We start from the raw sequence: 13990 nt of genomic DNA on the forward strand, positions 1-13990 counted from the left end.
AGAGATCTCCTCCAACCGCGCTATTATACTTCAAGTTCATTCGTTTGAATTAAATAGCGCATAACTTCAATTACAGCTACGTATAAATCTTCTGGAATTGTCTCATCTTCCTCGACTTGATAATATAAAGAACGAGCAAGCGGACGGTTTTCCACCATTGGTATTTCTTGTTCACGGGCAAGCGTTCGTATATATAATGCGAGCTCATCTTCCCCTTTTGCAACGACAATTGGCGCCGCATCAACCTGTTTATTGTACCGAAGTACGACCGAAATATGAGTCGGGTTGTTTACAATAAACGTTGCGCCATCCATTTTCTTCGCAATTGTCCCTTGCAAGATGGCATGCATAAAGTTTTTTCGTTTCCCCTTTACTTGCGGGTCCCCTTCATTATCTTTATGCTCTTGTTTTACTTCTTCTTTTTTCATCTTAATATCTTGTTCGTATTCCCACTTTTGATAAATAAAATCAATAATAGAAAGAACGATTAAAATAATTAAAATAGCTAAAAAGATAAATTTAATTTGCCTTATAATTTCAGAAAGTGACGCAGTCCAGTTAAATCCAATCATACTCACGATTTTCTCTAAATTCTTTTTAAAGAGAACGTAAGCGACGTAACCAATTAACCCCATATAAAATAGTGATTTCAAAATATCTACTAAACTTTTACGACTAAACAATCTCGTAAAATAGTTTTTCGGGTTAATACGTGACGCTTTCGGCTTAATGACTTTAGAAGAAAATAAGAAACCGACTTGAATCATATAATTAAATAAATGAAAAGCGTATACGAGTATTAATATTGGCGCTGATACTTTTAGTAATAAAATCCCCATTAAATAAAAATACTCGGTTGAATCTGTATTTTTTCCAATTTGATCAAACAGCACCGCTACAGAATTTGCAATCTCAAACCCTAGCCAATCTCCGAAAAAGTAAACGACAACTGCTAATACAAGTATGGAAAATAAATTATTTAAATCTTTACTCCGGGCAATATTCCCTTCTTCACGCGATTTCTTACGCTTCTGCGGGGTGGCCTTTTCTGTTTTATTATCCTTTGCCATGCGCGTCCCCCTACTTCGTTAAGAAAAAGTTAAATAGTTTCGTATATTCCTCAAGCAATACGTCCGTCATATTTTTAAACACATAACCGAGCATTGGTACACTCATCGCAATAAACAAAATACCACATGTGATTTTAATGACATACGCATTCATAAAAACGTTTAATTGCGGAGCGTTTTTTGCGATTAAAATTAAAACAAAGTTAATGATGAACAAACTTCCCATTAGCGGAAGAGCAATTTCAACCGCTGATGTAATCGCAAATAATAACGTTGCGAGTAGACTATCTAGAAAACTAGTCGTCAGCAATTTTGAAATCGCCTCTGTATATTGAAACGACTTTAAAATCGTGGCAACGAAATAATTAATGCCGCCAAGTGAAATAAAAATAATGAGAAAAAATATATCAAAAATGGTTGATAATAAAGTAGACTGTGATCCTGCATTTACATCAAACAAACTTGCCTGTGATAAACCGATATCAAAGTCTAAAATATGCCCTGCCATTTTTGGAATATTCCACAGCATTTCTACAATTTTTGAAAGTGATAATCCAATTACAATTTGCGTACCTGCATAAGCTGCAACGTCCCAAGTTGTCTTTATGTGAGAGACATCAACTTGATCGGCAACTGTGATCGAAAGAGCAAGTCCAACTGTAACCTTCGCCATTGCTGGAATGGATCGACCTGAGAAAAACGGTAAAAAATATAAAAATGAAGTAATGCGGCAAAACGCAAAAAACGTCGCCGCCCATAATTCCATATTCATTTCAGTTCACCTATCTTAGTACGAACGCAATAGCGATGGGATTTTATCAAATAAATCTAAAATAAGCGTCGTTAACTCTTGAAACATCCACGGACCTAAAATGATAATAACGAGTACAATACTCGCCATTTTCGGTAAAAACGTCAGCGTTTGCTCTTGAATTTGCATCATCGCCATAATGACAGCGATGATAATAACGACAATCATACTTACGCCGGCAACCGGCATTAAAATCATAACCCCTTTATAAAAAAAGGTTTGAAAAATATCTATAATTGGTGACGTATTCATTTATATGACTCCTATCACATAGCATCAAACGCTTCAGGCGACCGTTTTAAACATAATGTCGACGATTTTTGTATATCCACCTAAATATACGAAAACGAGTATTTTAAATGGTAAACTTAAAATCATCGGCGGTACCATCATCATCCCGAGGTACATTAAAAGTGTACTAATAATCAAATCTATAAATACAAACGCTAAATAAATGAACATCCCCGTTAACAATCCTTTTTGAATTTGCGTTAACGTAAAGGATGGTACGAGTGTAAATAAAGAAAGATCTTTCAAATCTTTCGGCAACTCTTCTCCGCGCACTTTCAGCATCATCTTTAAATCATGCTTATACGTATGCTTTGACATATACTCTTTCATAATCGGAGCTGTCGTCTCCGCAGCTTGACTTACTGTTATTTTCTCTTTCGTCATCGGATCCCACACATCACTCTTCAGCTGCCCAAGTACAGGCTGCATCGTAAAGAGTGATAAAAATAAAGCAAGTCCAACGAGCACTTGGTTCGGCGGTAAATTCATTACCCCAAGTCCTTGACGTGTAATCCCAAGAACGATCATAAAATAAGTAAAATGTGTAAATAATAGAACGATAGAAGAAGATAATGATAAAAGGGTAACGAGCGCAAATAACTGTACACTTGAATTACTCGTAAACTCTTTTCCATTTTCGAAATTAATAAAACCGTTTTGGGCCGCATACGCTGGATTTACAAAAATAATTGAAAAAACGATAGAAAATACGAAAATAACGGCTAATAATGATAACTGTTTCTTTATTCTCATGATGGATCCTCTACTTTTTTCGTTTCACTCTTCACCGCGTCTTCTAGCGCTTGTTGAAACTGATTTCCTGTTCCTGTTAATTGCACAGATTGCACACCATTATTACTAATAACAGTGAACACTTGCTTGCCGTCTACTTCAAATAAAAAGGCGCTCGTTTGATGATTTAAATACACGCCGTCCTTCACTTGAATATGGCCATTTTCACCTTGTTTAAAAAACTGCTGTTTGCGCGTCTTTTTCGTCATATAATATGCACCGTAGCCGAGCGCACCAAACAGTAAAACGACTTGAAATAAGGTCGTCATATACGACATATGACTCCTCCTCTACTCTTTATCTAGCATTTGACTTTGCGCTTTCATAAGCGCAGCTTGCTTCTTGTCAGCTTCAATTTCAGAAATGATAATACCGAACTTCTCGTCCATTACGATCGCTTCCCCAATGCCGACTTTCATATTACTTAAATACACATCTACTTTATGTCCTAAGTTTTTCTCTACTTCAAGAACATCGCCCACTTTTAACTCTTTCACATCACCGAGCGTAATAGATGACTTTCCAAGCTTTACACCAAGTTCAATCGAAATATCCGAAACAGTATCAATATGTGCTTTACCCGCTTCATTTCGCTTTCCTGCAAATTCTTCTAATCCCATTAATGACACAGGAGATACTTCATGCTTCATATGGATCCTCCTACTCTACAAAACTTTTAAATAGGAGCGCCTTACGCGTTCCATCTTTTCCAATAAAACAATTAAATTTATGTTTTCCATCTACAAAACCAAGCAATTCATCCGAAACTTTCGTATGAAGCGGAATAATATCGCCTTCTTCAATTTGTTCAATCTCACCCATTGTCATCTTTTGCTCACCAATTGCAACGTGAACAGGTTTATACACTTGATTTACTTTCGCTTCTACTTCAGACGTATACTTTTTACGCTTATCCGAAGAATGTTCGACAATATTTTCAGACGTTAACTTATCCATAATTTCTTCAACAGATAAGAACGGAATACCGATACGCACTGTCGTATTCCAAAAATCCGTTTTCATATTTACATTCAGTAATGAAATGATATCACTCGCTGTCGTAATCTTTAATGCATTCGGATCTGTCTCCGTCGTTACAAATTTCGGTTCAATCGCCACAACACTTTCAAATGATTGCTCTAAATTTTTACATAGAAGTGCAAAGATATTATCAAGCGTTAAAAACTCAAACGCTGTTAACGGTCTACGCATCGTAAAATTACGTTTACTATCTCCGCCCAGCCAGCACTCATGAATGTAAATAACAAATGCTAAATCAATCTCAATAACAATTTCTCCAAGCTCTGGAAGTCCGAGATCAATGACGCAATATAAATAATAATCTTTCGGCATTTTCTCTACATACTCACTCGTAAATGGAACTTGCTCCACTGTCGAAGGCTCTAGTTCAATCGGAATACGCATACGCGCTGACAACGTCTGTGACGTCTGTTTACCAAACGTAGAAGCAATCGCTTGCAAACTACGTAAATGTTCCACACCGAACTTCTCCGGTCTATTAAAATCATACTCTTGAAATTTATCTTGCTTCCCTGCTTCTTGTGCGAAAGCTGGCATTTCCTCGCCTTCATTTACCGCCTTCAGCAGGGCATCAATTTGCTCTTGGCTTAATTTATCGCCACTCATGAAAATCCCCTTCCCTACCTTTTCAATTCAACGATTTCAACGTACATCTTTCCATTCTTCGTCAAAATCTTTCCGGTTCCAATCTCTTCATTCTCAAGCATAAGACGCACCGTATTTTTCGTTGAATTTTCAAGACGATACAATGTACCTTTCGTAATATGAAGCAGATCTTCAATCTTCTTTTTCGTATTTCCGATTTCAAAATAAATTGTTAACGGAATATCATCTTGTAATTTCAAATCCAGCCCACTCCCATATCATGTTCACGAAAATTTCATGTTCTCTCTATATAATGAAATCTCTTATTTTGAAACGTCGATATTTAATATTTTTTTAATATATCCTTGCGTTTCTTTAAATGGAGGTACGCCTCCGTACTTTCTCACATTACCAGGCCCAGCATTATAAGAAGCAAGCGCTAATACTAAGTCGCCATTATTTTTCTTTAAATAACCGCTTAACTCTTTCACGCCGCCTTCAATACTTTCAGCTGGTGAAAATGGATTTTTTATACCCATCTCTTTCACATTCGCAGGCATAAGCTGCATAAGCCCCATCGCACCTGCATGCGACACCGTTTTCGGATTAAAATTAGACTCTACTTCAATCATTTTTTGAATTAACGTTTTCGGAATTCCGTATGAACGGCTCACACGATCAATAATATCCTCATACTTCCCTTCATTTGAAGAACGTATTTTTTGAATATTATACTTCTTCGTTAACCCCCACATATCAACAGCCTCATTTTTCGTTTCCGGGAAACGTCGTTCGAACTCTTTTTGTGCAACTTTCACTTCATCGACTTTCTTCGTTTCAGGCTTTTCTTCCGGCTTACTTACTTCCTCTACTTTACTAGAATCACCTTTATTAACGAGCGTTTCTATTTTCGTAGATTGTACCGGCTGACTCATATCCTCTACTTTTGCCGGCTGCGCCGTAGCCTTCGTTTCCTTCATAGGATCACTTTGCAACTTCTCCTGAAACCTACTACTAACAAAAGCCTGCGGACTACTTAACTTTTGCTGAAACTGTCCTTTTTTATATGCAAGTACTTCTTTTACTATATTTCCAACTACCATAATATCACCTTTTCGGTAAACAAAGATAATCTAATATTAGAGTTTTTTCGTAAAGTTTGCAATAATCCTTTGCAATTATATTGTAATAAAAAAACGACTAAATTGTTAAACTGTTATTTTTTTATATTTATTAATTCAAATTTTCAGTTGACACCCATTATAGCAAGGCTTACAATAAATTCGAAATCGATTTTTTCGCATATTACCGTTTTTCAATTTGCAGAAAAGTCAATATAAAAAAATGGGGGTTCTTTTACATGAGAATTAATACAAACATTAATAGCATGCGTACACAAGAATACATGCGTCAAAACCAAGCAAAAATGAGCACTGCTATGGACCGTTTATCAAGCGGTAAACGTATCAACAACGCTTCTGACGATGCAGCAGGTCTTGCAATCGCAACTCGTATGCGTGCACGTGAAAGCGGATTAGGTGTTGCTGCTAACAATACACAAGACGGTATTTCTTTAATCCGTACAGCTGATTCAGCAATGAACTCAGTATCTAACATCTTACTTCGTATGCGTGACCTTGCAAACCAATCTGCAAACGGCACAAATACAGACAAAAACCAAACAGCATTAGATAAGGAATTTGCTGCTTTAAAAGAACAAATCGATTACATCTCTAAAAACACAGAATTCAATGATAAAAAATTACTAAACGGTCAAAATTCTACAATTGCAATCCAAACATTAGACAGCTCTGAAACAAACAAACAAATTAACATTAATTTATCTGATATTTCTACTGGCGCATTAAACATTAATAACTTAAGTATCGCTTCAGCTGGAACAAACGCTCCTCTAAAAGGTTCTTTAGACCAAGCTATTACAGATGCATCTTCTCTAGGAGCTACATTAAAAGATTTATCCGATGCTACTGGTGAAGATGGTGAAACTGAACAAGGACGAATAACTGCTGTTAAAAATTTCAAAGATAAATTTGACGCTATTAAAGATAGTTTGAATCCCGCTGATGTATCTAAAATCACAGAAGCTATCGATACATTCAATGGTGATAAAAGTATTGACAATGCCAATGCTATTGGAACATTATATGCAGGTATGAAACCAGCTAAGGATACAGACGTTGACGCAGCTAAAACTAAAGCCACTAATTTAACTGATTTAGACGGTTTTACTACTGGAAAAGGAAAAACTGCACAAGAAAGAACTGATGCGGTAAATGCCTTCAAACAAGAGTTCACTAAGATTCAAGGTGGAATGAGCAAAGAAAATGTAGATAAAATTAATGCCGCAATTGCTAATTTCGAAAAAGCTGACGGAACTGGAAATACTTTAGAAAACGCTCAAGCAATTGGTACATTATTTACGCAAACAGCAGCTGGCACATCATACAATGCATCTAATGCTATTAAAGCAATTGATGAAGCTCTTACAAAAGTAGCTGACAATCGCGCAACTCTAGGTGCTACATTAAACCGTTTAGACTTTAACGTAAACAACCTAAAGAGCCAAGCATCAAGTATGGCATCTGCTGCTTCTCAAGTAGAAGACGCTGACATGGCGAAAGAAATGTCTGAAATGACTAAGTTCAAAATCTTGAACGAAGCTGGTATCAGCATGCTTTCTCAAGCAAACCAAACTCCACAAATGGTTTCTAAATTATTACAATAATCCATTTGAGTTAGTTTCATGAATAAACCTCTCTGTTTGCAGAGAGGTTTATTTTTTCTATATAGATAGATTAAAAACTATCTTTTTAGCCTGGAGAGAAGTCCCAGCCATATATAGAAGCGGTCAGTACCCATCTTGATCCCCTCTTATGTTAAAACACAAATAGCAAATAAGCATAAGCCCTTTATCCTTCCATAACCGTTTATTAGATTTAGAGTTACCGACTATATCAATCTATAAGGAGTGTCTATAATGCGTATTGGTACGAATGTTTTAAGTATGAATGCTAGGCAGTCGTTGTATGAGAATGAGAAGCGTATGAATGTTGCGATGGAGCATTTGGCGACTGGTAAGAAATTAAATAACGCTTCTGATAATCCCGCTAATATTGCGATTGTGACTCGTATGCATGCGAGAGCGAGTGGTATGCGTGTTGCGATTCGTAATAATGAGGATGCGATATCGATGCTACGTACTGCGGAAGCAGCACTTCAAACTGTGACAAATATTTTACAGCGTATGCGTGATTTGGCTGTTCAATCTGCAAGTGGCACAAATTCAAATAAAAACCGTGATTCACTAAATAAAGAGTTCCAATCTTTAACAGAACAAATTGGCTATATTGATGAGACGACTGAGTTTAATGATTTATCCGTATTTGATGGACAAAACCGTCCTGTTACGTTAGATGATATTGGTCATACAGTAAATATAACGAAACATATTCCCCCTTCCCCTACACAACATGACATCAACATTTCAACAGAACAAGAAGCAAGAGCGGCGATTCGTAAAATTGAAGAAGCTTTACATAATGTATCACTTCATCGTGCTGATCTTGGAGCTATGATGAATCGTTTACAATTTAATATTGAAAATTTAAACAGCCAAAGTATGGCCCTAACAGATACTACTTCCCGAATTGAGGATGCGGATATGGCGCAGGAGATGAGTGACTTTTTAAAATTTAAATTGTTAACTGAGGTTGCACTTAGCATGGTTTCACAAGCAAATCAAATTCCGCAAATGGTATATAAATTACTACAATCATAATTGTCATTTCACTCTTTGAAACGATTCCACACAAAACAAAAGGGAAATACATATAAACTATGTACTTCCCTTTTATTTTTCACTTAATACTTCTATGGCGCTACCGTCATAACTTGTCCTCTACGGTCGATCCTTATTTTCATTTTTCCGTCTTGTGCGTTATATAACCCTAGTTTATGTAATTCTAGTTTGCATTCTTGTACGAAGGTTGGTAATTTACGAATTTGATCGACATCCGAGCTTTTAATGAAATACGTTAAATGTTGTGTCATATTTTTCACATCTTGCACAAGCTCTTCTTTTTCTCGTTTTAACCTTTCATTTTCCAATTGTAGTGCTCGTAATTCTCTTTCTAGACTACTTCTATTAGACTCTTCTTTAAAGTGTCCTGCAGCCATGCTAGAAAGCTTATAAATCCCTTCCATAAACTGATGTAGTTCATCTTCTTTTCTTTCACTATGTTGACTAATTGTTTCAAAGTTATCAACGATACCTGATATAACTGTTACGAGGCTTTTTTCATTCTCTTTATGTTGTACTTCCTCTTTTAATACATAATTGTTTTCTTTTTTCATTTCTACGATTGTTTCTTTTACAGGTGTATATTTTCGCTTTCGTCCAGGTTTTTGTTTTTCAATATTTTCAAACGGTATTTCATGTTTTTTTAATTTGTAATACGTATTTTGTAATTGACTTTCTGTTTTCGGGAAAAGATTGAGTTCGTTTTTACTAACGTATTTTGAAATATTAATAATGTTTAAACCGTGACGTTGGCAAAATTGATACACTTCATATAGCAACTCTAGTTCAGACTTCAGCCATGTAATAGCTGATTTTTCATACGCTCGCATCCCGCCATTTTTTTCTATATCTATTTGAAATAATACCATTCTATTATGTAAATCAACTAGTTCTTCATACTTTACTTGGAATTGTTTTTCTATTTTTTTAAATTCCGCTTCTAGTTGCATATCGTTCATTTTATTATTTGACATGTTTTGTAAGAGACTTAATACATTGATTGCTGTGTGGTGATACATAACCTGTGCCACTCCCCCTCATCCTTTCGCAATTCTCATCTGACTCCCATGTCTTTTCAGAAAATAGCAATTTTTACATATCCATATTATAACATTTCGAAATTATCTGTCAAATAATAAACATACAAAAACGTATAGAAAGTATAGTAATAGAAAAAAGGATTTTTCAATTAATATGTATAATTGCATATTAATCACATTTAATTATATTATATGGTATTTAGAATGTAATTTCACCGAAAAAGTTTGCGTTATCACGAAATTTTACTAAAATAATCCAAAGATACGTTTTCTTATATTTTCAAATCAAAAATCTTCAAATGAAGATTTTTCATACATACAACCACAAACACTCCAAAAACATTCCATCTTTTTACCTATACAGAGTATAGAACAATAAAAAGGAACTAACCAATACTACACATGGCTAGTTCCCTTCTCTCCACTAAAAGAATAGAGTTGTAAATAGTGTCTGCAAATCCTCGATCAAAGTCTCACATCGCATGGGGCTCTATTAAGCACTGACCGCACCACACATGGCTAGCTCTTCTATTCCAGCTAAAAAAAGCGCTTTTCCAAACTCTTTTACAACACTAACTTATCTACTAAGCCAATTAACTCTTGAATATCTGGCTTACTTACTTGAGCATTTGCTCCTACAGCTTCGCCTTTATGGAATAATTCATTTGTAATTAAAGAAGAAAAAATAACGATTGGTAAACGATTCGTTACTTCACCATCTTTAATGACTTTCGTTAAATGGTGTCCATCCATTTTCGGCATTTCAATATCCGTAATGAGCAAGTGAATATGTTCAAACATTTTTTCTCCTTGCTCTTTTGCTAGCTTTTCAATTTGTGCTAATGCTTCTGCACCATTGCTGAAGAAGTTCATTTTCGTATATCCAGCTGATGATAATGTTTCTTCTAATATTTGACGAAGCATTGCTGAATCTTCCGCAATATAAATCACTTTTTCAGCACGATCTGTTTTTTGCTCTAATCCTGCAAGTGATTTATTATCATAACCAGTGTTGCTAATTTCGCAAACAATCTTTTCATAATCTAATAGTAAGATGATTTTTCCATCTAGTTTTACAATACCAGATGTCGTTTCTTCTAGTCCCATAGATAATGAAGCTGGTTCATCAATTTGTTCCCATGAAATACGTTGAATACGATGCACTTCATCCACACGGAAAATAACTTTCATTTGGTTTAATTCTGAAATGATAAATTTCGTTTGATCAAGTGGCTTTGTCGATTTTAAATTAAGAGCTGTCGCTAAGTTAATAACTGGTAAAATTTCACCACGTACTTGAACAACACCTTCAACTGCATGATGAGATTCTGGCACAGTTGTAACAGGGAATGGATTAATGATTTCACGTACTTTCATTACGTTAATACTAAATAGGTTTTCACCAACAGTATATGTAACAATCTCTAATTCATTTGTTCCGCTTTCTAATAAAATACTTTGTGCTTGTGACATAAAGGTGTCGCTCCCCTTTCATTATTTCCGTATATCTAATTATTAAGCTTTATTAAAACGAAAAAGTCAACTACCTATATAAAAAATATAGATAGTTGCATGATTTATTTAAAAAGGCGATTAATCTTGTATAAACGAAGCAAGTGCCTCTAATAACACTTCTTGGGCTCCTACAATTTCTGTCGGCATCGCTTCCCATTTTTTCGAAAGCTCTGTTTCTACTCTTATTCTTAACTCTGCGTTCATTTGTTCTAGCACATATTCTTTCGTCGCTATATCAACATCCAGTAGCGCGAGCGCATATAGTTCTGGATCATTTATTTTTTCAAATAATCGTTTTATTACTGCCGGTGCTATATGTTTTAATTTTTCAATATGAATTTCTTTATCCGAAAATAGTAACTCATATTGAATAAACGTAACATTTTCTTTAATCACTTTAAAATAGCAATTATTTTTTTTATCATTTACAAAATAACCGTTCGGATCAGCAATTATACTCTCTACTTTACGAATTAAATCTGGCAAACTACTCGCCGACATTACAGTCCGCTGCTCAACCTCACTGGGCGAAATGAATGTAACGCGATACTTATTCTGCGCCATCCTCCTCACCTCTCCTCTTATAAAAATCTATCATCACAAACGATCCAAAAGGCACTGGTCTGCCATAAAACGATGAACCATCCCAGTAACCTTCCATAGATCCATTTTGCAACTACACTTCACTTACCTCTTCTTCAACTAACCTAGCAACTCTCCATATCTCTGGTCTTAAACAACGGTCGTGCACCTACTAAGCACTGACCGCTACCACACACCGCCAGGCCCTCTCTCAAAACCTAAAAAAAGGCTTTTAAGAACTCTTCAATAACTCGATGTTATTGAACCAAAACGCTATCTGCTGATCCGCAATATCCGGCAACGTAACGAAAAACTCACGGCACTTCATCTCATCTTTAAACAGTTGATACTTCCAAACCTCATCGCTACCAACACTTACGAAATAAAATTCGTGAATACGGCCGATGATTGCTTGTTTTTCACCAAATGAGTACGGAGGGACTTGTTTAATTTCAAATTGATCTGGTAAATATACATGCTCTTCTCGTTCCATTTTTAACACTTGCTCGGCAAGTTCACGTTTATTTTCGAAAAAAGGCAATTGTAAAATTCGCTCTTGTCTTGTCATACGAATAAAAAACCCTTTCTACTACTTTACAATTTTTCTTTATTATATATTATCGAATTAAGTTTACAACTTCATTTAATACTTCATCTGATACTTTAATTACTTTCGCATTTCCTTGGAATCCGCGTTGGTATAACATTAAGTCAACGAATTCTACAGATAAATCTACGTTTGCACCTTCTTGTGCACCACCACGTACTTTACCTGCGCCGTTTTGACCAGATGCACCAAGTGCTAAAATACCTGTTGTATTCGTCGCTGTATAGTTACCATTACCTGTTTTCATTAGTCCGCCTTCGTTCGGGAACATCGCAACAGCTAATTGACCAGCTGACTTCATACTTCCATCAGAGTATTTTACCATTACGTATCCACCGTCAGCAATAAAGCAATCTTTAACAGTTGCTGCTGCTCTACCGTCTACATCTGTTACTGATAATGTTTTATCTGTCGGATGGTTTGTTAATTGACTAAAATCTAAATTTATCGTTCCGCCGTTAAACGGGATAGCTGCTCCTTGTTGTACCGGGTCTGGGTTTCCAACTTTATCAAATTTCAAAGTACCTGTTGAACCTGCCCCTGTAACCTCTTCAAACTTTGGATCTTTTGCCGAGTCATTACGTCTTTGCACTTTATACGTATACTCGTGGTCATTCGTTTTCGTAAATTCTACACGCATCGTCCATGTATTACCCGCATCATCATAAAACGGTAAATCTTGCGTAATTTTACTTTCATTCACCGGGATATTCCCTTTAATTGTACCCTTCGTTGTTTGAATACCACCAATTGCTGTTCCCATCGGAATTTGCAATGGTCCTGGAATGCCAGATAAATCAACTTCACCTGTTGCTGCATTTGCAGGATATGCAAATACGTATTGACCTTCTGTGTTCGTAATATAGTAATTTGAAGATATCCCAAACGTACCTTTACGAGTAAATTCCATATTCCCGCCTGCTGAATCACCTACTACGAAGAAACCATTACCTTCCATTGCCGCTTGTGTTTTACCACCAGTTAACGTAATTGTTCCGTCGCTATAGTCTGTAACCGTTCCGCTCATTTTCACACCGTTACCGATACTTTTTGGATTCGTTCCAGCGTATTTATTGTCACCTTTTGAACCGATAGAATTGTTATATAGTAAATCATCAAACATAGCTTTTTGTTTTTTATAACCAACCGTTTGTGCATTGGCGATATTATTGGAAGTTACACTTAATGCATTTTGTGTTGCATTCATTCCTGTAATACTTGTATATAACGCTTTAATCATAACGTATGGACACTCCTTATAAATTTGTAGTTTTTTCTTCTTCAGTTACTTTTTGATCGTCCTTCTTTGCATCTTCTGGATTCGTTTCTCCAATTGGTTTATCAGACACTCTCTCAACGAAACGAAGAGATACAACCTTATTATCAATAACGAGCTGTACCTCATTATTTTCTGCGAGGCGAACTGTCTCTACTTGGCCAGTGACTTTTTTGCCATCACCGTCAACACCTCTTACATATTTCCCTAAAAACTTCATTCCACCATCAAGCGCTGTTGAATACATTGTCGATTTTAAAGAGTCTACTGCTTTCGTCATATTCTGTACTTGTTCCATAAGAGATAATTGCGCTGTTTGGTTCATCATTTGATTCATATCCATCGCATTAAATGGATCTTGATGTTGGAAACTCGCTAAAAACAATTTTAGAAAATCATCTTTCCCCATTACACCAGGCGTCTTTTGTTCTCCTGCTGATACTCCATTCGTTTGCCCTACTGCCGGTTGTGCACCGTTAACAGATGCGTTCCTATTCTGCGCTCCTGCTTGCAACGGAATATGATTTGTACTCGTTGTATTTAATCCAACTGTTGGCACG

17 protein-coding genes are annotated in these 13990 nt (G+C 35.9%); 2 read left to right on the forward strand and 15 right to left on the reverse strand.

Translation table 11 applies throughout. The annotated features are described in order from the left end of the window. Positions 1–23: 23 nt before the first annotated feature. The 9 genes from flhB to AABL52_RS18580 all read right to left on the reverse strand — a co-directional run bounded on the left by flhB (position 24) and on the right by AABL52_RS18580 (position 5693). Complete coding sequence (gene flhB, locus AABL52_RS18540) at positions 24–1070, reverse strand: flagellar type III secretion system protein FlhB (RefSeq protein WP_341518167.1); 1047 nt, start codon at positions 1068–1070, stop codon at positions 24–26. 10 nt (positions 1071–1080) lie between these two features. Further along, positions 1081–1842, reverse strand: coding sequence for a flagellar biosynthetic protein FliR (locus tag AABL52_RS18545; RefSeq protein ID WP_001055716.1), 762 nt, complete (start codon positions 1840–1842; stop codon positions 1081–1083). A 15-nt stretch (positions 1843–1857) separates the two neighbouring features. Next, the gene (locus AABL52_RS18550; RefSeq protein WP_001098085.1) at positions 1858–2133 is read right to left on the reverse strand and encodes a flagellar biosynthetic protein FliQ; all 276 of its coding nucleotides are present in this window, start codon (positions 2131–2133) and stop codon (positions 1858–1860) included. A 33-nt stretch (positions 2134–2166) separates the two neighbouring features. Then, entirely contained in the window at positions 2167–2925 is a 759-nt protein-coding gene (locus AABL52_RS18555; protein WP_001220586.1) for a flagellar type III secretion system pore protein FliP, read from the reverse strand. Beyond that, a complete protein-coding gene (locus AABL52_RS18560; RefSeq protein ID WP_000121176.1) occupies positions 2922–3242 on the reverse strand; it encodes a hypothetical protein in 321 nt (106 codons plus the stop codon). The genes AABL52_RS18555 and AABL52_RS18560 overlap by 4 nt, the downstream gene beginning before the upstream one ends. 12 nt (positions 3243–3254) lie before the next feature. Then, positions 3255–3614, reverse strand: coding sequence for a flagellar motor switch protein FliN (fliN, locus tag AABL52_RS18565; RefSeq protein WP_000680019.1), 360 nt, complete (start codon positions 3612–3614; stop codon positions 3255–3257). A 10-nt stretch (positions 3615–3624) separates the two neighbouring features. Beyond that, positions 3625–4611 (reverse strand): flagellar motor switch protein FliM, encoded by a 987-nt coding sequence (gene fliM, locus AABL52_RS18570; RefSeq protein ID WP_098237489.1) that lies wholly within the window; start codon positions 4609–4611, stop codon positions 3625–3627. Positions 4612–4625: 14 nt separating this feature from the next. Continuing rightward, complete coding sequence (locus tag AABL52_RS18575; protein ID WP_000775712.1) at positions 4626–4850, reverse strand: flagellar motor switch protein FliN; 225 nt, start codon at positions 4848–4850, stop codon at positions 4626–4628. Positions 4851–4913: 63 nt separating this feature from the next. After that, positions 4914–5693 carry a lytic transglycosylase domain-containing protein gene (locus tag AABL52_RS18580; RefSeq protein ID WP_341518168.1) on the reverse strand — a complete coding sequence of 260 codons (780 nt, stop codon included), beginning with the start codon at positions 5691–5693 and terminating at the stop codon, positions 4914–4916. A gap of 257 nt (positions 5694–5950) precedes the next feature. Between AABL52_RS18580 and AABL52_RS18585 the strand changes: the two genes are divergently transcribed. Then, on the forward strand, positions 5951–7336 hold the full coding sequence (locus AABL52_RS18585) for a flagellin (protein ID WP_341518169.1): 1386 nt from the start codon (positions 5951–5953) through the stop codon (positions 7334–7336). Positions 7337–7588: 252 nt separating this feature from the next. Then, complete coding sequence (locus tag AABL52_RS18590) at positions 7589–8389, forward strand: flagellin (RefSeq protein ID WP_341518170.1); 801 nt, start codon at positions 7589–7591, stop codon at positions 8387–8389. Between the two features lie 92 nt (positions 8390–8481). Here the strand turns inward: AABL52_RS18590 and AABL52_RS18595 are convergent, their stop codons facing one another. The 6 genes from AABL52_RS18595 to AABL52_RS18620 form a co-directional block, all read right to left on the reverse strand. Continuing rightward, positions 8482–9429, reverse strand: a complete 948-nt coding sequence (locus AABL52_RS18595; RefSeq protein WP_341519736.1) for a DNA-binding domain-containing protein — start codon at positions 9427–9429, stop codon at positions 8482–8484. A 585-nt stretch (positions 9430–10014) separates the two neighbouring features. Beyond that, complete coding sequence (locus tag AABL52_RS18600) at positions 10015–10923, reverse strand: chemotaxis protein (protein WP_000075956.1); 909 nt, start codon at positions 10921–10923, stop codon at positions 10015–10017. A 120-nt stretch (positions 10924–11043) separates the two neighbouring features. Then, complete coding sequence (locus tag AABL52_RS18605; RefSeq protein ID WP_341518171.1) at positions 11044–11529, reverse strand: LysR family transcriptional regulator; 486 nt, start codon at positions 11527–11529, stop codon at positions 11044–11046. A gap of 250 nt (positions 11530–11779) precedes the next feature. After that, complete coding sequence (locus tag AABL52_RS18610; RefSeq protein ID WP_341518172.1) at positions 11780–12115, reverse strand: DUF3964 family protein; 336 nt, start codon at positions 12113–12115, stop codon at positions 11780–11782. Positions 12116–12164: 49 nt separating this feature from the next. After that, positions 12165–13394: a flagellar hook protein FlgE gene (gene flgE, locus AABL52_RS18615; protein ID WP_000588329.1), complete on the reverse strand. Its 1230-nt coding sequence runs from the start codon at positions 13392–13394 to the stop codon at positions 12165–12167. 16 nt (positions 13395–13410) lie between these two features. Next, positions 13411–13989 (reverse strand): flagellar hook assembly protein FlgD, encoded by a 579-nt coding sequence (locus AABL52_RS18620; RefSeq protein ID WP_341518173.1) that lies wholly within the window; start codon positions 13987–13989, stop codon positions 13411–13413. Position 13990: the final 1 nt, after the last annotated feature.

It is taken from the genome of Bacillus paramobilis (assembly GCF_038096195.1).
Lineage (GTDB): Bacteria > Bacillota > Bacilli > Bacillales > Bacillaceae_G > Bacillus_A > Bacillus_A mobilis.

Coding starts and splice junctions, on each gene's coding strand:
- flhB (WP_341518167.1), bottom strand. CDS start 1,070: ATGGCAAAGGATAATAAAACAGAAAAGGCCACCCCGCAGAAGCGTAAG.
- AABL52_RS18545 (WP_001055716.1), bottom strand. CDS start 1,842: ATGAATATGGAATTATGGGCGGCGACGTTTTTTGCGTTTTGCCGCATT.
- AABL52_RS18550 (WP_001098085.1), bottom strand. CDS start 2,133: ATGAATACGTCACCAATTATAGATATTTTTCAAACCTTTTTTTATAAA.
- AABL52_RS18555 (WP_001220586.1), bottom strand. CDS start 2,925: ATGAGAATAAAGAAACAGTTATCATTATTAGCCGTTATTTTCGTATTT.
- AABL52_RS18560 (WP_000121176.1), bottom strand. CDS start 3,242: ATGTCGTATATGACGACCTTATTTCAAGTCGTTTTACTGTTTGGTGCG.
- fliN (WP_000680019.1), bottom strand. CDS start 3,614: ATGAAGCATGAAGTATCTCCTGTGTCATTAATGGGATTAGAAGAATTT.
- fliM (WP_098237489.1), bottom strand. CDS start 4,611: ATGAGTGGCGATAAATTAAGCCAAGAGCAAATTGATGCCCTGCTGAAG.
- AABL52_RS18580 (WP_341518168.1), bottom strand. CDS start 5,693: ATGGTAGTTGGAAATATAGTAAAAGAAGTACTTGCATATAAAAAAGGA.
- AABL52_RS18585 (WP_341518169.1), top strand. CDS start 5,951: ATGAGAATTAATACAAACATTAATAGCATGCGTACACAAGAATACATG.
- AABL52_RS18590 (WP_341518170.1), top strand. CDS start 7,589: ATGCGTATTGGTACGAATGTTTTAAGTATGAATGCTAGGCAGTCGTTG.
- AABL52_RS18595 (WP_341519736.1), bottom strand. CDS start 9,429: ATGTATCACCACACAGCAATCAATGTATTAAGTCTCTTACAAAACATG.
- AABL52_RS18600 (WP_000075956.1), bottom strand. CDS start 10,923: ATGTCACAAGCACAAAGTATTTTATTAGAAAGCGGAACAAATGAATTA.
- AABL52_RS18605 (WP_341518171.1), bottom strand. CDS start 11,529: ATGGCGCAGAATAAGTATCGCGTTACATTCATTTCGCCCAGTGAGGTT.
- AABL52_RS18610 (WP_341518172.1), bottom strand. CDS start 12,115: ATGACAAGACAAGAGCGAATTTTACAATTGCCTTTTTTCGAAAATAAA.
- flgE (WP_000588329.1), bottom strand. CDS start 13,394: ATGATTAAAGCGTTATATACAAGTATTACAGGAATGAATGCAACACAA.